Raw genomic sequence first — 21,740 nt, 5'->3', positions numbered from 1 at the left:
CGTATATTTGTAACCGCTTTACTGCAACTGCCTACCGGCTAATACAAACTAAAAAATGGGGTCGACCGGAATTGACAGGATGGAGATAAGTAGGTAAGCATGCAGCGCGTTGGGTGAATTAGCGCTTTAATCTGAACGCTCAAACTTACAAATGGCGAAAATAACTACGCCTTAGCTGCCTAATTTAGAATTAGCATAGCTTTTGTCCCGCCGGTTTTCCGTTTCATCGGATCGGCAACCGGGGCATCGAAAGATGAAACTGGCCTGCTTAGGGTGTGATAAGCGGGTAAGATAAAGCACCTAAGGAAGACGGTACAGGTAAGCGGCTGACCTTCCCCTTCACTACAATTAAACAGAAGCTAAGCATGTAGAAAGCTTACCTTATACCATGTTTGGACGAGGGTTCGAATCCCTCCGGCTCCACTTTTACAGGTCTAAAGAAGATCAAAACGCTATAAAACTCGGTTTTATAGCGTTTTTTTTATGAATTCAAACTCTAAAGATGTCAAAATAGCGCAACGTTCTGGAGACCTATTCGGAGACCTCGACAAGTTTCTTACCTTAGGTCTCTGGAAACTCTATAATTTATTGTATTTCAATTTGTTATATGAAATCAACTCATTAAAATCCGCTGTTTAAAGGACTGATTTTTTTAACCCTTTAGAGACCTGAAAATGACAAAATCTTTTGCCATTTTGTTTCAGATGAAACGAACAAAGGCGTTACCCAATGGAAACGCCCCTATTTATCTATGGATAACTGTTGATAGTGAGCGAGTTGAGATTGCAACTAAGCGAAATGCCCCTCCTGATAAAAGGATTACTGCCGCCCAAAAAGTAATGGGAAACACTGATGATGCCCGATCTGTCAACAGCCACCTGAAGACAATTGAGCAAAAAGCATATGAAGTTTATCGGGAAATGATCGAACGGAAAATCCCCATTACCGCGCAAACCTTTAAAGATCGCATGATGGCATTGAAGAGGAAGTATAACAAAATAACAGAACAAATAATTGCCGTATAACCATAAAAGTAACTCCGATATTGACTAAGCAACAATTTCATTAAAACTGAAAAACAAGTTACATAACTGAAAAATAAGTTATAAATTTGATTATGGAAGAATTGACCAGGACCGAAGAACGGATCATGCAGGTTTTATGGGATTTGAAATCTGCATTTGTGAAAGATATCATTGAACATTTGCCTGATGATCCAAAACCACCATATAATACGATATCGTCTGTGGTGAGGCTCCTGGAAACTAAAAATTACATTGGTCACAAAGCTTACGGAAAAACCCACGAATATTTTCCGCTTATTACCAAAGCACAATATGGAAAACACTCTTTTACCAAGCTGATCACTAATTATTTTGACGGCTCGGCGCAATCGCTGCTATCGTTTATGGTGAAAGAAGAAACCCTATCAGAAAAAGATATTGAAGAGATCCAGAAAATGATCGATAAACAATAGCTATGGATGTATTTAACTATCTGATCGGCGCAAGTGCCTGCATGGGTTTAGGTTATATGCTATATCCATTGGTGTTAAAGCATCTAACGTTTTTCTCAATAACCCGGTTTTACTTATTGTTCACTGTAACAATAAGTCTAATAATTCCAGCGATACACATTAAAGTGAGGGAACCCCTTCCTGTTAGCCCAACAACTCAGAATGTAATTGTTACTCAGACCACCGCACCCGAAAAGGAATATTTACAGCCCGTTGCACGTCAAAACAACACCATTAACTGGCTATTAATTGCCGGTGCCGTGTATAGCGCAATTTGTTTTGCTATAATTTTTAAAACGGCATTCAGCGTATTGAAAATAATAAATCATGTAAAAAAGCATGGTGTAAGATCCGGAGAAAATTACCTGGTGGTGGACAGGTATAAAAATAACGCATCTTTTTTTAACTACATTTTTATCAGTCCGGGCAATACAGCATCATCAGAAATAGCCCAGGTATTGGCCCATGAAAAAACACATGCCCGCCTGTTTCACTCAGCGGACAACCTATACATGGAGCTTGTGAAAGCGTTTTTCTGGTTTAACCCCTTCATTTACCTCATTGCAAATGCCCTGAACGAGGTTCATGAAGTTGAGGTTGACCATTTAATGAAGCATGTTTTTAACGCCAAACAATATGCTTCATTAATCCTCAAATTATCTACTTCGTCATCTACAGGCCTTGTTAACCAATTCAGCACTTACAGTTCAAAAAGTAGAATCGTAATGTTGTTTAAGCCCCATTCGCATGCATTAAAAAAGTTATGGTACCTGGCTATTGTACCTGTACTGGCCATTTATGGATATTGGATTTCGGTTGAAAAGGTTTACGGCAAAGCGTTGAAAAAAGATTTTGTATTGGTGCTGGATGCGGGCCATGGCGGTAGTCAGTATGGTACGGTTGGTGCCGGAGGTTATATTGAAAAAGATCTGAACCTCGAGGTTGTCAATCAGATCAAAGCCGTAGCCGAAAAACAAGGTATCCACACTATTTTAACCCGGCCCGATGACAGCTACTTAGATCTGCGCGGCAGAGTTGTGTATAAAGGGGACGCATTTATTTCCATACACCTGAACGCGCCCGGCTACTGGACCAAACATACCAATGGCATGGAGGTGATCATAGATAAAAATGAACTGTATCCTTTAAATAAAAAATTGGCCGGCCATTTAAAAACCAGTTTACAACAGCTAAGCGGTATAAACACCCGGCGAAAAATGGATATCAGCGAAACCTCGCCCGATAATACGCTGTATATTTTACGGCATAATAAAGCACCGGCCGTATTGTTAGAGCTGGGCTACATGACAGACACTGCTGATCTTAATTATATCACCAAAGCGGATAACCAGTATAAAATAGCCGAAAAAATTGTCAATGCGATAGTAGCTTACGGCACAGGAGAATAATATTTAAGCCCAACCCTTATTTTAGGATTGATAAGGCTTCGGCAATAATCCAAACATTTGATTAGATACCATGAAGGTGATTTTATCGGCCTTATTGCTACTGCTTTGCCTAAACTCAATGGCTCAAAGTAGTGGAAAAACAGAAACAGCGAGGGGTACCATCAGCGGAAAAATTGTTAGCGCTAAGGATAGCCAAGCAATTGAAGGCACAAGGATAACCCTTAAAAGCCAAAAGGACACACTTTATAAAAATGTGGTTCATAGTGATCAGTCCGGCGTTTTTGAATTTAAAAACCTGCAAAACGGAACTTATTCCCTGCAGATAAAACATTGGGTTTACAAGGAAGTTTCTATCGGGCAACTGATTATCAATGCAACAAAACTCTCTATAAATCTATCCGAAATTAAATTGGAGATGGCCGAAAATGATTTAAAGGAGGTTGTGATCAGAACCGGGCAAAAGCCTTATACCGAACAGAAAATAGACCGGACCATTGTAAATGTTAGTCAGTTGCTTTCAAACAATGGTGTGAGTGCCTTTATACGGTCCGCTTGAATTTGCTATTGAGCAGGCGCACAAACGCGATATGGAGCTACATGCCTGGTTTAACCCGTACAGGGCAACTAAGGATGGTAATTATACTGCTTTAAGTCCGCACCATATTACCAACATTAAACCCGAATGGTTTTTTACCTATGCAGGCCAAAAGTTGTTTGATCCGGGAATCCCCGAGGTAAGGGAATATATTGTGCGGGTTATACTTGATGTGGTAGATAATTATGATGTTGATGGCATCCATATCGATGATTACTTTTATCCCTACCATGTAGCCGGGCAGCAAATCAATGACTCGCAAACATTTGCCAAATACGGATCGGCATTTACCGATATTAGGGAGTGGCGGCGTGATAACGTAAACCGGCTGGTTAAAATGTTAAGTGATAGCATTCAACAGCATAATCCAAGGTTAAAGTTTGGCGCAAGCCCTTCGGGTATCTGGGCCAATAAATATCAAAACCCGGAAGGTACTGATACACGTGGCGGTGACTCCTATTACGAGCTTTACGCCGACTCCAAAAAATGGGTAAAAGAAGGTTGGGTTGATTATATTAACCCGCAGCTGTACCGTTTGCTCAACGACCGTTCGGTTGCCTTTAATGTTTTGGTTGATTGGTGGGGCAATAATACCTACGGACGGCATTTATATATTGGGCAGGGGCCTTACCGCATTATCGAAAATAAGCTTATCGGGTTCAGACAGCCATCTCAATTGCCCAAACAGATTAAATACCTGCGCAAAAATCCACGGGTGCAGGGCAGTGTTTATTTCAGTTCAAACTCACTGATTAAAAACCCGCTTGGCTTTACCGACTCTTTAAAAAATAACTATTATCGTTACCCTGCGCTGCCGCCGGTGATGTTATGGCGTGATTCTATAGCGCCGAACCCGCCAAATGGGGTTGCAGCTACTTCCTCTGCCGGAGCAGTAACCCTTACCTGGCAGCAACCATTACCCGCTACTGATAATGAGCCTGTATATGGTTATGTAATTTATCGTTTTGACGAAAGCGATAAATTGATAAAAATCGAAGACCCTAAGAAAATTATCCATATTCAATACAACACAAATACTACTTATACAGATATAAGCACAATCAAAGGAAAATCATACCGCTACGCTGTTACTGCGATAGACAGGCTTAAGAATGAAAGTGAGCGTTCTATGCCTGTTTTAATCAAATTCAAATAATATCAAACATGTTCATCTCTATTATCGCCTGAACGTGTTTCCCATTCTGCTTCCTGCTCTTCGGGAACGGACAGATGATATCCTGTTGCTTGCCGTATTTTTCGCCTGGAAATTATGTAAAAAGATCGGTAAACCTTTTCGCGGGATTGACGAGAAGGCCATGGATGAACTTCAGCAGTGTCAATGGCCCGGCAACATACGAGAGTTAGAAAATGTGATAGAGCAGGCTGTGATCATCAATGATGGTCAAAGTTTGCTTGGGCTCGGACGGCAGTTGACCGATAGGATCTCTACTAAAAATAATGATCATATAGAGGCTCCTTCGACACTTCACTTACCTAAAACACTTTCAGAGATCAAGCGGTTACAGCAACAGACCGAAAGAGAAAATATCTTATCCATACTTAAGATCGCCAACGGCCGGATAAGAGGCAAGAACGGGGCTGCAGAACTACTTAACTTAAAGCCGACCACCCTTGAATCGCGGATGGAAAAATTAGGGATCAGCAAGTCGAACATCTGATCCTTTTGTCCCGGCGTTCGGATAAGATATATTATAGGTGAATTTAAATGCCCCTTAGACCAGATGACTGACCACTGTGATCTGTTGATCGAAAAAACAACAACTCCGACTCAGATAATCTCGGAGCATCACGATGCGTAGGTTGTAGAACTTTGTATTTAAAGATCTATGCAAATGCAGACCCGCATAATTAAAGATATCTATAAATACAAATAGTTATCACGAAGATCATCACAGTCGCCCACCAAAAAGGGGACGTAGAGAAAGGGTATCATCTGTTAATATTTTGCGATTAATAGTTTTATACTACTTTGCCCGCCTGATGGCTTTTTCCTGCCCCGCGTTACTTTCCACTTTATTAAGCATCGCTGTTATTTTATAAACGTATAATACTCCTGGTTGTACGGTTTTATCTACGTAGGTAACCGCATTTTTAACGTCAGATACCTTGCTAAAGCTTTTCGCAGTAACAGCTTTACGGTAAACTACGTAATCATTACCCTTGTCATTTCCAGGCCAGGTAAGCTGAATGCCATCGGTTTTGTTGATCAGGTAAAAATCCGAAGGCGGGGAGATAAAATCATAGGTTGGTACTGTTAGCTCAGTAAGCGATGACAGCAAACTTTGGTTAGCAAAAGCATCAACGGAGGTAACACCATATTCATAAGTTTTGCCCGGCGTAGCGAGTGTATCCCTGAAAAACGGAAGGCGCTCCACTTTTGAGATCATCTTAAAAAAAGGCTGCCCTTTTTCTCTTCGGAATACGATATAGCCAATCACATTGTCATACACCGCAACAGTGTTTTCCCATTTAAGGCTCACAGCCCTATCGGCCCAGCGGCTTTGCACTCCTGCAGGCGATGCTACATACTGGGCTTTTAACGGACGGATGCCTACCGATGCGGATATATCGCTCATGTTTTGCGCCAGGTTCATTACCTGCACAGCATATATGTATTGTGTTGCCCCGTTCAGGTATTTTAACGAATCGCGGTAAACGGTATCACGGATTGGCGGTGAAATAACCTGCATATCTTTAGCAGACGTACCACGAAGCACATAGTAAGCAAAAAGATCAAGCTCAGGGTTTTTATCCCAGCTAAGTACAATAAACCGGGTGCTATCCTGTTTGGCGGTTAGCCCGCCCGGTTTTGACGGCCTCTCATTTTTTACCTGCATTGAGCCATTCGCGGTAGCGGTTGGCAGCATTTTAAAGCCCGGATAAGGTACCAGCAAAGGCCTCACCTGGTAGTAATATACCATATTGGGCAGCACTTTGCGGTCGAGGTAATTAACTGCGTTTGGTGCAAGCGTATCTGCAACAACAAATTCCTTTTGCGCCGAGCGCGATTTAAGAATCTGGATCCCCGAGTAAACGGCCTGCCGTGGCAAGGCGTTCCAGCTTAAATACAACGCATTGGTGGTATCTTTAACCTTAAGACCGGTAATGGTTGCGATGCTTTTAAATGATTTGCTAAGATGGCTGCTGGGATCAGAACTTGCACCTTTGTTGCCGGCCATATCATAAGGTTGCATATAATAGGTAAGCAATTCGCCGGGGTTTATCTTTTCTGTAAAATAAACATGCAAACTATCATCGCGGTTATAAACTATCAAACGTTCGGCGGCCACAGTGAAGCGTTTTGAGATTGAAGATTTTTTATATACCGATGCGAAAACGGCAGGGTTTGCAGCCGGTGCCGGAACCGACCAGGTAAACTGAACCACACTATCGGCAACCAAAGCCCTGTTCAATTTAAACTTGGGGAAAGGCACCCGCTTTACCGCCGAAACTGCTTCTGTATAAATAACCTCCGTTTTCCCCGCAGCGTCAATACCCGAAACTCGGTAAACCGTAGCGGCCGAATTGCCTTTGATGTCAGTATCGGTCCACATCATCCCGATACCTTCCAAAAACTCTTTGGAAAGGAAAAAATAACCAATTTTTTGTACATCGCCGCTTTGCAAGGTGGCCCAGGCTTCGGCATCATCCCTGGCTTTTACCTTGATCTTAAATTCATCAGCTACCAATGATCCCGTGCGTTTTTTAAATTCGGAATAGGAAGCCGGAAAAGTAACCACAGCCTGTTTTTTAAAGTTGCCTGTTCCACTTTGATCTTTGCTTACCTCGTAGCTTTTATACTTTCTGAAAATATTAAGGGATTTGGTACCGGCATCCGGTGCGTTCACCATAATGATCACCTGCTTGTCTGACGGCAGCAGGTGGCCGCCCACTACCCCGGTTTGTATTTGCTGCGCATTTACACCTGTGGCCGCTATCAGTAGTAATATTATTAAATTAAATTTTTTCATACTGTTTTTAAATTAAGGGCATACTGAACGGTCGCCGCCCACGTGGATACCAAAATTAAGTCCTCTGTGCTGCGTATACCCGAGGTCTACATTCGCAGTAGCGCAAACTTTGGCCCCGGCCGGCGGCCAGTCCCAGCACGTATCTATCGAGTTACAGCCCGGGCTACAGCCGCCTATGCTAAAGTCGGCCCGGCCACCAGCAGATCCTGAAATGAACCAGCCATCCGTATCATTACGACCGCCCCGGATATTATAACAAGCCTGGAAACCGGCGCTTACACATAAACCAATAGCGCAAGCTTTGGCTCCGCCGCCATATTTGCCTGATAAGCCAAGCAGGTAACTATTTTCGGCAAAATTGAGCAACAGCGTTGATTTCGATTCAGTGTAGAACCATACACTGGCACTGGCTACGTATACATCAAAACCAATAGCCCTATTTTCGGGGATGCCAAGCGAAGCGGTACTATTAAGGTAGATCCCTGAAAACTCCGTATTGATATACTCCGGCGCTGCATTGGCAAAATAATACGAAAGCCTGTCGGTACGGGTTCGCGGGTTTTTAAGGCCTATAGCCATGGCGTAATCCGCCCGGGCGTTGATCAGGCCTAACAGTGAAAGGTCCATGCCGCATCCCAAAAACACATACTTGTCTGTACTTTTACCGCTTACCACCAAATCGCCCTGGATATGCGCTTTTACCAGGCCCTTTATCGGCTCAATATCTGAAATGATACCTATCGTAAAATATTGGTTAGGTATATCTAACACGAGATCGGCATGGGCCAGGTTCAGGTAATCGGCCACTTGTACAGTAGCATAACCTTTTATAACGGGGCCGCTCTCTACCGTTAGGCCTATAGGATCGAGCTTAACCAATGTACTGGTGCCGGTAAATGATAATCCTCCGTTAATATCTATTTTAAATTTCTTTTCGGCACTGTTGTAGTTGAAACCACCACCTACGTGATCAATAGTAATGATACCCACAGGAATTACTGTACCGGCGCTGAAAGCTGCCCCTACATCAATACCTCCGGTTACCTTGTAATAGTGAAAGTTAACCGAGGCATTTATAGGCGTACCAGGTATCGATAATGACCCCGCGCCGTCAAAACCATTATCCTTGATCCCCACCTCGATCTCTGATTTCATTACCGGGATATCGATAGTGGCACCAAGCTTACTTACCGAAGCTTCAATGCCGCCGCCAACTTTAGCTTTAAAGCGGATATCGCCCGCGGTAAATTTAATCATCGGCACTTCTACCGTAAACTCGCCCTGTACACCAATAAAAGGGATTTGATCGGTAGTGTTAAACTGGATGCTTTGCACTTTAAATTTAGCAAATGCAAAATCGGCCGAGAAATCGGTTGGCGCGTCTATCATAAACCGCCCGTCGGTTTGTATTTCAAAAACAGGCAGGTTGATCTCTTTAGTAATAAAAGTATCAAACTTGATCTTGCCCGATCCGGCCAGTTTATAGGCTGATGAGCCCGGTGCTTTACCAAAGCTAAGCGGCGTGCTGCCCGGCATCAGTTTTACTACATTCAGGAGGTTCAAGCCTTCATCGGGGATTTTAAAGCTGCCACCATAAAAAATATCCTTACCAACGCGCAGGTCTGAAAAGCTTACGGTAGATGGTGTGGATTTAGGGATCTGCACCGTAATGCTGCCGCCAAAATTGAAGCCGTCTTCCGTAAATACCAGTGAGGCCAGTGAAGCTTCCCAACTGCCGATGGATAGTTTGGGCAGATCGGTAGCCACTATTTTCAACTTACTGATTTGCAATTGCGGGTTCAGCACAAAATCTTCAATTTTTAAGTTGATAGTTTTTATCACGCCCAGATCAGGTGTGCTTACCGAACCTTGCATGTGAATTCCCTGCTGATCAACATAACTGCCCGCGAAGGCTATTTTAGCTTTAAAACCGTACACTTCGGCCTCCCAATCGGTCATGCCGGTGTCTCCCCCGTAAACTTCAGCTTGGTAAGCGCCGACGGCACCCCGCCCGAGCTGAAAACAGGGACCTCGGGCGATGAGGTGTTGTCAGGTATTAACTGCGGTATATAACTTTTGGCCAGCAGGTACCCCCGACTGTCGGTTACACCGGTCATATCTAACTGCAGCTTGCCTTTTATCTCTCCTTTACCACCCGTTGTACCTGTAACAACCAGGGTTTCTCCGTCGGGTTTAAGTATCAGCGGTAAAAAGTTAAATAATTTAAGCGAGAGCTGTGTATCGTCGGTCTGTACCTTGTTACCCTCTGGTATCGGATTATTTGATGCATCAAACGTAACTTTTATGTTAGTAAACTTCAACGAAATTTTATCATGGCTGCTCAATACTGAAAATAGCGGGGTAAGATCACTGAATTTACCGGTTACGCGATAAGAATTAAGGCCATCGGGGGTCATTTGATCCAGCGCCACCGGAAAACCCAGTAACTTGCTTATGTTTTTACCACCGCCATCGCCAAGGGTAAAATTAACGGAAGCCGGTTCGGAGGTTAGGTTTTCCTCTTGCGTTAAAGATATAAAGCCAGATTTTGATGCTTTAAGGAAGGTTTTTCCTGCCGGAAGACTGATTTGATACCGTCCATCAACCCCTGTAACGGTATTAAGATACGGTTGACCTTCAACCTCAACAACAGCGCCGCCTAAATTGCTCCCGGCAGCGGTAACAACACCGCTAACCAGGGTACCTTTAGCAAGTGTAATGTTTTGGAGACTTTCAATACCGTTTTCCTGAACAATCACTGTATTTTCAACAGCTACCAGTCCGGAACCACCTGGAGGCGTTACGCTTACTTTGGCATTACCTCCAAAGCCTTCGTAATACCATTCGCCGTTTGTAGCTACGTGTGATGTATCAAACAGCGTGATAGTAGCATTATTTACAAGTGCACCGTTCGGGTCTAAAATCCTAAACCTTATCCTGCCTGTCCGGCGTACCAGGTTACCGCAATCGCCTAGATCAATAGTACGTACCGCCGACTGCACCAGCGGATTATTATGGAGGTTTTTTGAATAAAGGTCGGCAAACTGAATGGCCGAGGCCCTCATTGCCGGGCTATTGATAAAGGCCTGATCGGTAACAGGGCCGGTTAGTACGGGGTTATTGCCCACCATATTACCTATAGGCGATGCAATTTTAGGCGTACTATTGTCAAGCACTATCGCGTTTGTTATCAGCTTTACATCGCCTATTGCCGGTGACGTAGCACTTGCCACTGTTGGCCCGGCAAAACCAAACATGCGTGTGTTATAAACAAAGCCCCTGTTAATTGATGCCTGGATACTATTGGCGGTAAGAATATTAGCATTAAGCTGGTTAAGCTTTGCGATATTATCGCCGGGGTTAATTACCGGATTAATTACCCTGTTGACTGTCGAGATCACATTAGACGGGTTTTGTAACACCAGGCCGTTGCCAAGCGCAGGGTTAGCATTTGCTTTTGACGGTGCAGGGATCACTACATCAATGGTTTGTGAAATGTATCCCTCCTTTTCAATCATCAGCTTATGGTTACCCTGGTAATAGCTTGTCTGGAAAAGCCCGTCCTCGCCCGAGTTAAAATAAACCGTTGAGTTAACAAAGTGTAAACGCGCGTTTGGAATTGCTTGCTTTGTTGACGATATAGCCCGGCCAACCACACTCACAATATCCGGTTTGATGCTGAATATCACTTCCTTGTTTGATCCGTTGGCCAGCGCCTGGAAAGTTTGTACTGTATCGGGTGTTACCTCGAGATCCTGAAATTCACTGCTTACTTTAATCAATTTTACCTTAAAGCTCGCGCGATCTTTTAGCTGCGGCAAGTTCGGGATCGTGAACCTGCCAAGCGAATCGGTCTTCACACTATAGGGGCCGTAGTCAGCAGTTAAAACTTTTACAAGGTTCAGTTCATCCATCTTGCTTAAAACACTCTCCGCTAAAATGGTTGATTTATTCGCATTACTTACAACAGTGTTCGATATAGGCGAGGGTGCGGTAGGTAATCCTGCAATGGCAGGAATTGGGCGGATAGTTGCCGGGCCGTTAAATTGCGCACCGCCAAGTGAAAGCGTGTTTAGTATTAACGGCCTTGCGATAACCCCACTGACAACAGGCAGCTGGTTATTATTGCCGCCAAGAAGGATAGCTGTTCTTGATGCTTGCCTATTGAAATAATCAATTACTGAACCCGTGAACGGTGGTGGCCCGGGATTCAATAAATCGCTCGTATTGTATTCAATCTTAACTATGGCACCCGTAACCGGTACAAAACCCGTTGGCAGCGACATTCTTACCTCTCCAAATACGTATGCCGGCGTGGCCGTTAACCGGTAATCTGCTTTAACATTAAGTACCAGATTAGAAGCAAGGTTGAGGTTATGCGCTTCCAGATCGGTGGTTTTACCGTTGAAACGCTGGTTATGGCTTTCAATAACCACTAAAAAACGCCCGCCATAAAACAGCTTACCATACTTTAGTGTTCCGCCACCGGTTCCCATTTTTACACTATCAACCGACACTTCAACCACACTACGGCCGTTTATAGTTACAGCATGTTTAGATTCAAAAGGAATATTCCCTTCCTGGTATAAGTAAGGATCGTTTTCAAAATCAATCTTATTCCGGTAAATATGTACAACAGCTATCTTATCTTCCGGGCTGGCATCGGCCACGTCGTCTAAAGTGAGTTTTGGCGTGTAGCGCAGGGTGCGGGCCAGTAAAAGGATCTGTCCTATATCACGCATCCCCGTTGAATCCAATTTACTTATGGGGATCTCGACGGTTTTCTGCTCAAAATTTTCAGACGTTATACTGATGATCAGTTTGGTGTATTTAGCTAACCCCATATAGGAGGGATGTGTAAAATCAATAGCGAAATTGCCTCCGCCATCGGTTTTACTGGTAGCTATCAATTCCTCCACCGGCGGTGGATCTAAGTTGTAATGGAAACCAAAACTAAAATCGAACATGGGGTTTACAAAACTGCTTGCCGGAAATGAGTACATGCCCAGGTACGAAAAATCACTCGTGTAATTTGTGGCTTGTGTGCTCGCTGTCGTGGTAGAAAAACCGTTATCCGTTTTCCAGTTTGGATCGACAACTCCTTTAATGACGATATCTGCATTAGGCAGTGCGTACCGCTCTGTTGCACTGTCAACAGCTATGGCGTCCTCGTTGTAAGAGAGGTTGGTGCCGCCCGTTGTAGTCATAACAGCGCCTGCGCCCAACCCGGCGGTGGTTTGTACAGGCACATAAGGTATCAAGGTAGGATCTACCTGCGCAGCTGCGGCTATCCTGGAATCATTTAAAACATTAGGGGCATTAAACACAGAGGTTTTTAAAATGGAAGATATCGGCCTTGAGGCGAGACCTGGTATAGGTGCGCCTGTTAATACAATTGGCGGCGGTGTAGCCTTCACTATCGTATTTATCGGAGCAGGAATATCAGCCGATACCCCGCCAAAACCAGCTGACCCAGTGTACTGCGCTTCGGTTTTCTTAAAAGTCCATACCAGCTTGCCTTTTATAGTATTGGTAGCGTATTGTACCGATTGAGCTTTTTGTTTGGCTTGTTCTTTAACTAAGTTGGTATCTACCTTCACAATTGGCGCCCCGCCATAAATAAACGACCGAACCTCGCTTCTGCCTTTATTGCGGAATGGGGTATTATTGAAGGGATCAAAGGCCTCTACTAAAAGCGCATACCTGCGCCCCGGTGTAAGCTGCGGATCGGCGGCATTATAGACATAGGAGTTGCCGACAACCTCCTTCTCAAAAAAATAAGGCTGCGTTGCCGACATAAGTGCATTACTGGGGTTTCTGTCACCAAGTACCTCCACCATCCTAAGCTTATACCTTACTGACGACATGATTTGCGGAGATGTGCCCGGAGGCGTTGTCCATTGCATCAAAACAATTTGCCCGCCGGTTGTGGATAGCTGTGCATCCTCCATAGGTGATATAATGGTTGGCGGCTCCAGGCTGCTTATGGTAAACGTGTTACTACATCCTACCGGTTCATCTGGACTAATGACGGCATTGGTATCATAATCAAACGCCTGTAAACAAAAACGGTAACTGCCTTCGGGCAAGCCATTTTTGTTGATGAATTCACTTTGGGTTATACCGGTGTACTTCACCTGGGTATAATCAAAAAATTTACTGAGGTCATTACCGTTAAGGCTGCGGGTTTGGCCCGGATCAAGCTCAATAGCTACAGGACTTTTGTAATTTGGCTTTACAGCAAGTATCACACCGTTATCGCCGGTAATAGTTCCCCGTAACTGGATCCGTTGCCTTTTGGTTGATACGTTGGTGACCGCGATCACCATTAATTGAGGCTGCGATGCATAATCGGTGATCTTACGCGGATAGGGCGGCAAGATCTGTATCGACACGCTTACTTGTGCTTTTAAGGGCAACCAGGCAATACAAATGAGTAAAAAGAGGTACAGTTTTTTCATGTTCTTAAAAGCTTAGTAGATAACTTAATTCCCCGCGGGTTTCTGTAAAATTTGGCTGCAGTTGAGGCCCTGCCGTTTTCACTTTGTTATTGGTAAGGAAAAAATTAAAGGATACTAATTGTTTATTAGCCACCCGGTAACCCAGGTTACCGGTAGCGTTAATGATAAATGTATCCTCTCCGCCTAATGACTTGCTGCTGGTAAAAGTGCTGCTAAGGCCGGTTTGCAGTTTTTGAAAAAAGACCTTGTTTGCCCCTGCCGTTGCCGACCGGAAGCTGTTGCTCATGCCCTGCCCACTCAATTTGGTATCCGAAATATTGACGTAGGCGCTCAGCATCCTTTTAGTGAAGTTGATATTGTAGCTCAGCATATACTGGTTTGTTTTTATGCTGCGCGATACCGCATCGGTACTATAAAAAGTGTTATAGTCATTTAAACTATTACGGGTAAATGAGCCGGAGATCATATGGATCACATCGGTGCTGATGATCATGTACCGGGGCATGATGGTGATGGTTTGGGTGGTTTGTACAATCTTAAGCGAATCGGCAAATAAAACGGTTTGGGCCTTTTGATTATCGGAGAAGTTGGTGTAAACCGCATCTACCGACAGTGATTTGGTAATATCAACGCCCGCGTTAAACGCGCCAATAACCCGGTGATTGGTCGCTCGTTTCTGATCTTTTATATTATCGTGCTGAAAGCCCAAGCTACCGTTAAACCTTATTTTTCCTTTGGCAAGATTTGCAGAAGGGCTTACCGTCCAGTTTTCATAATCCGAGCTGAAATAGTAGGCACCCATAGTCTGAAAATCTGGGTCGAGACGCTTATATTTTAGTTTGAGTCCGTAGTTCCGGCTTTTATAACCAAGCCCCGCCGAAAAAGCGGTGTAGTATTCGGATGTACCATTTAGCCCAAAGGTAGTGCGGAGTTTATTCAATAAAGTACTGCTTCCATTATCAAGCGAGATTGGCGAATTGACATCATTGGTATACAAACTTAACGCGCCGTCACTTTCAAACATAAAATACTTAAAAAAGCTAAACCTTGAGGTATAACCCATCACATCATTTCTGGCCGGGCTTATATAGTCTTGCTGTGGGGTAACACCTTTTGGCTTGATGGTATCGTCTTTGGCGCTTAGGTAACTCAATTCAAAAAAGTTACGATCGGTTCCATAACCCAGTTTAGCGGCATATCCCTTTCGTGAAAAAGAGAAAGGTACCAGGGCCTGCGTGGTAGTATCGATAGTGGTTGCCCTGTTAAGCCGGCCATACATAAAACCCACCCTCAGCTTGCCGGGGGTTAATTCAAAACCCGCTCCAAGCATGGTATGACCGCCAAGGGTATAAGGCGAAAAAGAAATATCCCGGTACCCGAGGTGCACGGTAACCCATTTATAAGCAGGACTTATTCCCAACTGGTTAAATGGCTGCCTGAATGATTTATCAGACTCGCTGAAACTGAAAGACAGCGGTACATCCAAACCGTAAAAACTAATAGTCGGATTACCCGAAAAATAGTAAGTAAAAGGTGCACGGCGATCCTGGATACCCGTTGCATTATAAAAAATACCCTGAGCCTGGATAGTGCCTGATAAGGTTACAGGCTTTTGATGAGCGATATTTTCAAGATCTTGAGCGTGAAGGCTGCAGCATCCACTGTAAATAAGTGCCATTAACAGCAGGTATTTTTTCATTGCAGTTAGGTTGATAACTTCAACTCATCAACCGGTTAAATGCCGGTTAATGAGTTAAATTGATATATGAGTGACAAGGTGCTTTATTACGTATAGCTTTCAGAATGCAGTATCGCCGTTTGGGATATATATTACTGTTTTAGTGAACTGTTTCATAGGTGTTAGTTTTAATAATATTTATAGTGATAGTTTATGATTTTACAGTCCGCAGTTATGCGAAATCCGTTTTACAAATAAACACGGTGAGGCTAAGAATCTCTTTCGAGTATGTTGCAGATACTTGCGTTTTCGTTACATTTTGACGCAAGTGGCGCACTTCCGCACTATGCCGGCCTAGGCTTTTGGCGAAGCAAGAGGTACGGGGCTACCGCCTACATTATTTTTTCGAAACACCGAATGACAAATTCGCTGGGGATATTGGACCGTCAAGCTTATTCTCATAAAATATAAAAGGGGAGAAAAAATATCTTTTATACTAATAGATTATTACACGGTATCAGCGGTTTTCTTCGCCCGGAAGACAGTGAATGTAATGTATCGGGCACCGGTCATTCTTTCGCTTCCATATCCCCGGCAGTCACTCAGTCGAACCATTCAATCCCAAATTGGTTAAACATGATATGACGATAATCGCAAATGAATTACATGTTAATGCAGTGCGTATAGAAGGTGAAGAAACTTCCCTTCTCGTTGTGGCGACGAAGCTGCTTACCGAGCCGGCCTACATGGTGTTTTTAATCCCTGAAAGATGCATGCGCGTGCCGATGAACAATTTTGTACATGAATAAAGCGGCAATGAAGGCAGAGAAGCTTAGAAAAAAGCATCGATCCCGTCTTTGTAGCGGGGCTGTGAATATACTATTTTCAACAAAAGAGCCTTCCCGGGAGAAGCCTTTAATGAACGTATTTCATGGATGATTACTAATGTAGGAGCAGCGCCTCATGGTCAGGAAAAAAGCCCGGCGATGCAGGGAGCATCTAAACGGCTGAATATGATACTGGCTAAAATTTGCGACGGTGTGCGTTCTCATTTTAACAGACTGATGACCTGTTCATCAGGAACCTGGGACGATGTAGACTGGAAATTATTTGATATTGTAGGTAGATTATTATAAAAGCGGTGAGTCTGCCGAATCATACGTAACTGAATTGGAGAAGTACAAGTCAAAAAAACTTCGGTGGCAATGGAAGTTGTGCTTATGAGGCGATGCTGAAACGGTGGTCCAAAAGTTTCCCAATCGGGCATAATGGTGTTTGTTTAGGTTCATCGGTTCGGATTAACGGGATTATTATGTTCCCGGTTATTTTTATCTATAAGTTTTTTCTTTTTTCTGCTGTCCATAATCAGGGTTACTACAGCATATATGAATACGGCCAACATGGCCAGGATCTCCTGTGTGTTTTTTTTGACAATGCCGTCCACAATGCAAATGGGGCCCAGCACTGTCAGGCAAATAAGGGTCGGTTTTCGCGGCAATAAAATGGCCATGGTAAATAATTTAATTGGTTAGCAAATTTTGCGGTGTATAATAATTTACTGTATAACCAGGTCTGCTTCAATATTTAATTCATTATCCGCTTTCACCTTGTCCCAAATGTGTACTTTTACGTGATAGGTCTCCCCTGCTTCCATCGGTCTTGCAATGGTGATATCACCGCGCAGTTCGGTAGCGCTTGCCGGCGGATAGCCCTGAGCACCTGCAAACAGGTCGGCAGCATTAAGTACCGTGGTTCCCTTTTTATCAGTTACCAAGAGCATCATCCCCGGGAAAACCTTTCCTTCTTTAAGCCCATAATTGTTTAGGCCAAGCGCTACAATAGCTATTCGGGTGTTCAATTGTACTTTATTATCGGTCATTCGTTTATTGGCCGGGTCAATCAATAAAACATCGCGCACGATAAAGCCATTGTAGCTGAAAGATAAACCGGTGCGGAAGTCCTTTTTTGCGCCTTTACTATAGTTGCATCCGACAAATATCATACAACTTAATAGCATGAGAAGAGGTATCGCTAAGGTTGTTTTTAGGTTTTTCATTGAAGTTAAGAATGTTGTTTTGAAACCAGCCAATATGATCACTACAGATTGTAAGGCCGGTACAATTTCTTCACAAAGAAACGTAGCTCATCCAAAAATTACTTTCGTATATGTTACAAATGCTTTTGAATTTGTTGCGTTGTAAAGCTGCCCGTTTCTAACCCTGGCATCTTATTTTGATCTAGCTGCCAGGATGTACAAGCTGATAAGCACATCAGGGTAACGTAAAGTGGTTTTGATGGGTCGTTACAGATGTTCATGCCTCAGCATGGTACGGTCAAGTTTAAACTTCACCTCGGTCTTTAGACTGTCGGCTGTTTGGTAAATCCTTAAGCGATTTATCAATTATGCCAAGCAGAGCGCTGTGATATTAAAGCTGACAAAGACCGCCACACGCAAAAGCATGGCATTCCGTAATCATGCTCTGTACGCAAGTGCCCTATATCGTCTTACAAATGTCTGGCCCACGCCACATGCAAAACAGCAGGAATGCACATCCAACTAATCGGCGCCGATACCCTCAAAACGAGTAAACCAGTGACGAAATCACATCGTTTATTAGACGATTATGTTAGAAAGGTAATAGGCAAATACAGTGTCAACGTTTTTATTTCTCAAAATTATTTTTAAAGCCAGTTTTATTTAATAGTGAGCTATTCATTGAGTAGGAAAAGCGCATCGTCATAAAACATTGATTTTAAAGCTAATAATACCGGAGTTCAATTCCCGCTCTTTCCTACTCCATCCTTATATAAATCAACATTTTATATATCTGCTTATTTAACACCTAAGCTAATCTTTATAATAACAGCTTGGTGAGCATTGAGTGAGCAAAGCGAAAGCATACATCATCTATTTTGATAATGAACTACTTAAGAGTCGATCAAATTCCTTCGGACTCCTAATATTACCTTTCAAAATGGTAAAACTAAAAACGACCTTCGCAATATATTAATGGTCGTTTTGTGCACCCAAATGGGCTTGAACCATTTTAAGCAATCTAAAATTGTCTAACTAAAAACATTTGGATTTTTCGGCATTATTGACCATGTTGTTGCGTACCTATTAGCCTTGCGAATCGCGTCGACGAATATCAAATTACAAATATCGGATTCAGGGAGATGACACGATAAAAGTTTAACGAAACGTCGTGAACCCATTTTCGAAACGTATTGGTCTACTAATCAGGAATATCCACCTACCTCACTTAACCAAAAAAAGTTTTATGTTGATTCATCAATTGAAAGGCAATTGATTTTTAATTAACGTGTAGTTTAAAGCGTAGCGATACAGTTACCCCTCCCAATCCCGATATTTCAAAAACTCCTCTCAGCTGTCGCGTAAGCCCATTCATCATCTGCAAACCAAGTGATTTATTTTGCATAGCATCAAAGTTTTCCGGTAATCCCCGCCCGTTATCGGCAACAGTAAGTTTTACAAGATCATGCTCACCTTTAGCAAATGATATAGTAATTTGCCCGGCTTCGCCATTAAAGGCATATTTAACTGCATTAGTAATAGCTTCATTCAAGATCAGCCCTACTGGAACCGCCTGGGAAAGCTCTATATGCAGCGAATCAATTGCCTGTATAAATTTAATTTTTTTAACACCAAGGCCATTAGAGAGATTATTAACCAAATCTGATACATATGCAGGCATATTGATAGTGGCAATCTGGTCATTGTTATAAAGTTTCTGATGAATAAGGGCGATAGCGTTAACCCTGTTTTCGCTTTCGGCTATCGCCTCTTTAGCATCTGCGTTTTGAAGAAAACCGGCCTGCGCTCTTAAAAGGCTCATGATAATCTGGAGGTTATTCTTTACCCGGTGGTGTACTTCTCGCAACAACCAGTCCTTCTCCTTCAAAAGCCCGTCTTTATCTGCAAGCAGGCCATCCTTCTCGTATAATAACCTTTGTAAAATGATATTCTGCGTATTGATAGCTTCCTGTTGAGACTCCAGTCTTCTGTTAATTTTCTGCTTGCTTTTAAAGCCCCAAAACGCCAGGGTTGCCAGCAACAACAGCACCACAACGCCCCCAATCATCACATCGCGGATTGTATTGGAGCGTTCTATTACTGCTTCCTGGAGTTTCTGCTTATTCTCAAGCAATTTGATATCCTTCGACTTTTTGTCTGCCTCATACTTGATATTTAATTCAGATATTTTTTGCCTCGCAGCTAAATTATTGATAGAATCGTCTAACGCTTTATGCCTGGCAAAATGCCTGATAGCCGGAATAAAGTTTCCGAGCGCAGAATCTGCCTTAAACAACAATTTATGGGTATCAAGCTCCTGGTCCCGGTCAAAATATTGCGGATCCTTTAACGATGCCTCCAGGTATTTCTTTCCTTCTTTGAAACGGTGATGCTGGGTATAATACTTACCTATAATGAATAAAGCGCCGCCACCGGCTAAAGTTAAATGATAGCCTATCCTTTTCCCATTTTCCTGATCGGCAGCCTGATCAAGTCTGAGCATTTCCAAATAGCTTTGTTCTGCAAGGTTTTGGTTCCCGAGCAGGTCATAAATATACCCGTACGTTGAGGCAAAGAGTTCCCTGTTATTAACCGATAAGGTTGGATATTTCTTTAAAAAATCGTTGAGAAATCTAAATGCCTTTTTAGGTGCCCCTCCTGAGGCCATGAAATTGGCTATCTTATAACAATCAACATACTTATCCCGGTCAGATTTGCTGATATCATATTGAAGCACTATCTGATAAAATTGAATAGCCTTATCAAATTTCTTCAGCGCCGCGTATGTGTTGCCAAGCGCAATATACGGTCTGATCTGCTTATCAGGATTATCTCCGGCAGCCTTTACCCCAGCAAATCCCCAGTCGAGGGCTTTATCATAGCGGCCGTTAAAACGATAAAAGTCACTTACGATATAGTAAGTGGTTATAGAAAGCGGCTCGTGACATTCCGAAAAAGTCTCAGCATTTCCAACAGATCTTTCTCGGCCTGTACAATCTGGCCATGGTTTCCCCGGATAATAACAAGGTCGCGTAAACTATATCCAGCTTCTTTCAGGTTATTTGCCTGGCGATAGTATTTTACGGCCATTTCATTACTGTAAATAATATCGCGATAGGTATTGTTATTCTCAGGCATATACGTACCAAGTTGCGACCATGTTCGAGCCACATTTTCAGTTTCTCCTGATTGGTGAAAACTTTGAATGATATCCATGAATGCCCTCTTGCCACAAGCTACGTTACCTCGGTTAAAGTAAAATTTACCTGTCAGGACAAAGCATTCGTTCATCCATTTAGTTGAGCCGGCTTTCTTTGCCGCCGCCGATGCCTGGTTTATCAATGGCATAGCCTGGATGTATTCTTTACTGTCGGGCGGAAAGTTAAAAACGCCGCGTTCGGCAATAAGCAACAACAACCTCGCCTTTTCTTCACCATCGGTACTGGATGCTATATCCAATGCGTCTTTAAACTGATTTCGCTCAAGTAAGGCCTTGCATTGCATAAATTTGGCCTCGTTGCCGCCCTCGGTGAAATTTAAAGTTTTACTTAACTCAAGTGCCAGACCTGCATATAACATAGTGCTATCAATAGCCTTGTTCTCTAAGGTTCTGGAATACCAATAAACATGCGAAATTTTAAGGAGCAAATTGATCTTATTGGTATCTGAAGGAGATTGGCTTAACTTTTCCAACAAAGCCGAAAGGTTATTATCCGTTTCCTTTTTTACAAGCAACACGCCCTTAGTTACCTGACCAAGGGCCGTCAGGGCAAACAGCAAAAAGAAAGAAATAGAAAAAATCCCTTTTCCCATAGTAAAAGATAAATTCGTCCGGTGAGTGGAGTTCTTACCGGAGCGATAACCGGATCATTTCCGTTTCTAATCCGCTCAATCTTATTTCGCTATTAAGCTAAAGCAATGTCCCAAATTTACGCATAAAATAAAGAAATAAGGATTTGACAGTATACACTCCCTCCTTTTAACTAGCAAAAGAGCACCCGCTGGCAGCAAACCAATAATTTTGATTGACACTTTTAAAATCATATCAACTTTG

General features: G+C 43.1%; 17 protein-coding genes, 1 other RNA gene and 1 pseudogene. 11 read left to right on the top strand and 8 right to left on the bottom strand.

Annotated elements, in window-relative coordinates; all coding sequences use genetic code 11:
- Positions 1-57: 57 nt before the first annotated feature.
- The 7 genes from ssrA (at position 58) to ACRQ5D_RS22265 (ending at position 5,199) form a co-directional block, all read left to right on the top strand.
- Positions 58-426: a transfer-messenger RNA gene (gene ssrA, locus ACRQ5D_RS22295) on the top strand.
- A 278-nt stretch (positions 427-704) separates the two neighbouring features.
- Entirely contained in the window at positions 705-1,025 is a 321-nt protein-coding gene (locus ACRQ5D_RS22290) for an Arm DNA-binding domain-containing protein (protein ID WP_218134525.1), read from the top strand.
- A gap of 92 nt (positions 1,026-1,117) precedes the next feature.
- Positions 1,118-1,477 (top strand): BlaI/MecI/CopY family transcriptional regulator, encoded by a 360-nt coding sequence (locus ACRQ5D_RS22285; RefSeq protein ID WP_176844606.1) that lies wholly within the window; start codon positions 1,118-1,120, stop codon positions 1,475-1,477.
- Positions 1,478-1,641: 164 nt separating this feature from the next.
- Positions 1,642-2,925 (top strand): N-acetylmuramoyl-L-alanine amidase, encoded by a 1,284-nt coding sequence (locus tag ACRQ5D_RS22280; RefSeq protein ID WP_256337581.1) that lies wholly within the window; start codon positions 1,642-1,644, stop codon positions 2,923-2,925.
- A 70-nt stretch (positions 2,926-2,995) separates the two neighbouring features.
- Positions 2,996-3,481, top strand: coding sequence for a carboxypeptidase regulatory-like domain-containing protein (locus tag ACRQ5D_RS22275; protein ID WP_091176263.1), 486 nt, complete (start codon positions 2,996-2,998; stop codon positions 3,479-3,481).
- On the top strand, positions 3,459-4,676 hold the full coding sequence (locus ACRQ5D_RS22270) for a glycoside hydrolase family 10 protein (RefSeq protein WP_256337582.1): 1,218 nt from the start codon (positions 3,459-3,461) through the stop codon (positions 4,674-4,676). The genes ACRQ5D_RS22275 and ACRQ5D_RS22270 overlap by 23 nt, the downstream gene beginning before the upstream one ends.
- Before the next feature lie 34 nt (positions 4,677-4,710).
- The gene (locus ACRQ5D_RS22265) at positions 4,711-5,199 is read left to right on the top strand and encodes a hypothetical protein (RefSeq protein ID WP_091176266.1); all 489 of its coding nucleotides are present in this window, start codon (positions 4,711-4,713) and stop codon (positions 5,197-5,199) included.
- 306 nt (positions 5,200-5,505) lie between these two features.
- Here the strand turns inward: ACRQ5D_RS22265 and ACRQ5D_RS22260 are convergent, their stop codons facing one another.
- The 4 genes from ACRQ5D_RS22260 to ACRQ5D_RS22245 are packed head-to-tail and all read right to left on the bottom strand — an operon-like array spanning position 5,506 to position 15,672.
- Positions 5,506-7,512, bottom strand: coding sequence for a fibronectin type III domain-containing protein (locus ACRQ5D_RS22260; protein WP_091176269.1), 2,007 nt, complete (start codon positions 7,510-7,512; stop codon positions 5,506-5,508).
- A 12-nt stretch (positions 7,513-7,524) separates the two neighbouring features.
- Positions 7,525-9,471: a hypothetical protein gene (locus ACRQ5D_RS22255; RefSeq protein ID WP_431200436.1), complete on the bottom strand. Its 1,947-nt coding sequence runs from the start codon at positions 9,469-9,471 to the stop codon at positions 7,525-7,527.
- A complete protein-coding gene (locus ACRQ5D_RS22250) occupies positions 9,468-13,973 on the bottom strand; it encodes a carboxypeptidase-like regulatory domain-containing protein (protein WP_432326631.1) in 4,506 nt (1,501 codons plus the stop codon). The genes ACRQ5D_RS22255 and ACRQ5D_RS22250 overlap by 4 nt, the downstream gene beginning before the upstream one ends.
- Before the next feature lie 4 nt (positions 13,974-13,977).
- Entirely contained in the window at positions 13,978-15,672 is a 1,695-nt protein-coding gene (locus ACRQ5D_RS22245) for a hypothetical protein (RefSeq protein ID WP_091176274.1), read from the bottom strand.
- 465 nt (positions 15,673-16,137) lie between these two features.
- Between ACRQ5D_RS22245 and ACRQ5D_RS22240 the strand changes: the two genes are divergently transcribed.
- The 3 genes from ACRQ5D_RS22240 to ACRQ5D_RS22230 all read left to right on the top strand — a co-directional run bounded on the left by ACRQ5D_RS22240 (position 16,138) and on the right by ACRQ5D_RS22230 (position 16,787).
- Positions 16,138-16,296, top strand: coding sequence for a 1-deoxy-D-xylulose-5-phosphate synthase N-terminal domain-containing protein (locus ACRQ5D_RS22240; RefSeq protein WP_143020910.1), 159 nt, complete (start codon positions 16,138-16,140; stop codon positions 16,294-16,296).
- Complete coding sequence (locus ACRQ5D_RS22235) at positions 16,293-16,460, top strand: hypothetical protein (protein WP_432326629.1); 168 nt, start codon at positions 16,293-16,295, stop codon at positions 16,458-16,460. Before ACRQ5D_RS22240 ends, ACRQ5D_RS22235 begins: the two co-directional genes overlap by 4 nt.
- A gap of 126 nt (positions 16,461-16,586) precedes the next feature.
- Complete coding sequence (locus ACRQ5D_RS22230; RefSeq protein ID WP_091176276.1) at positions 16,587-16,787, top strand: hypothetical protein; 201 nt, start codon at positions 16,587-16,589, stop codon at positions 16,785-16,787.
- Positions 16,788-17,206: 419 nt separating this feature from the next.
- Here the strand turns inward: ACRQ5D_RS22230 and ACRQ5D_RS22225 are convergent, their stop codons facing one another.
- Positions 17,207-17,653, bottom strand: a complete 447-nt coding sequence (locus ACRQ5D_RS22225) for a hypothetical protein (RefSeq protein ID WP_112656690.1) — start codon at positions 17,651-17,653, stop codon at positions 17,207-17,209.
- Positions 17,654-17,666: 13 nt separating this feature from the next.
- On the opposite strand from ACRQ5D_RS22225, the gene ACRQ5D_RS22220 reads away from it, so the two are divergent.
- Positions 17,667-17,852, top strand: coding sequence for a hypothetical protein (locus ACRQ5D_RS22220; RefSeq protein ID WP_091176282.1), 186 nt, complete (start codon positions 17,667-17,669; stop codon positions 17,850-17,852).
- Between the two features lie 1,113 nt (positions 17,853-18,965).
- Here the strand turns inward: ACRQ5D_RS22220 and ACRQ5D_RS22215 are convergent.
- From ACRQ5D_RS22215 to ACRQ5D_RS22205, 3 genes and pseudogenes are all read right to left on the bottom strand, one after another.
- Complete coding sequence (locus ACRQ5D_RS22215; protein ID WP_432326626.1) at positions 18,966-20,423, bottom strand: histidine kinase dimerization/phosphoacceptor domain -containing protein; 1,458 nt, start codon at positions 20,421-20,423, stop codon at positions 18,966-18,968.
- Positions 20,424-20,435: 12 nt separating this feature from the next.
- Positions 20,436-20,489, bottom strand: a pseudogene (locus ACRQ5D_RS22210) (hypothetical protein); the annotation flags it as partial.
- A gap of 122 nt (positions 20,490-20,611) precedes the next feature.
- On the bottom strand, positions 20,612-21,499 hold the full coding sequence (locus ACRQ5D_RS22205) for a hypothetical protein (RefSeq protein WP_432326624.1): 888 nt from the start codon (positions 21,497-21,499) through the stop codon (positions 20,612-20,614).
- Positions 21,500-21,740: the final 241 nt, after the last annotated feature.

The organism is Mucilaginibacter sp. P25, assembly GCF_050859465.1.
Classification (GTDB): domain Bacteria; phylum Bacteroidota; class Bacteroidia; order Sphingobacteriales; family Sphingobacteriaceae; genus Mucilaginibacter; species Mucilaginibacter gossypii.
Note: the sequence above shows the minus strand (reverse complement) of the source record. Positions and strands in the feature narration are given on the sequence as shown.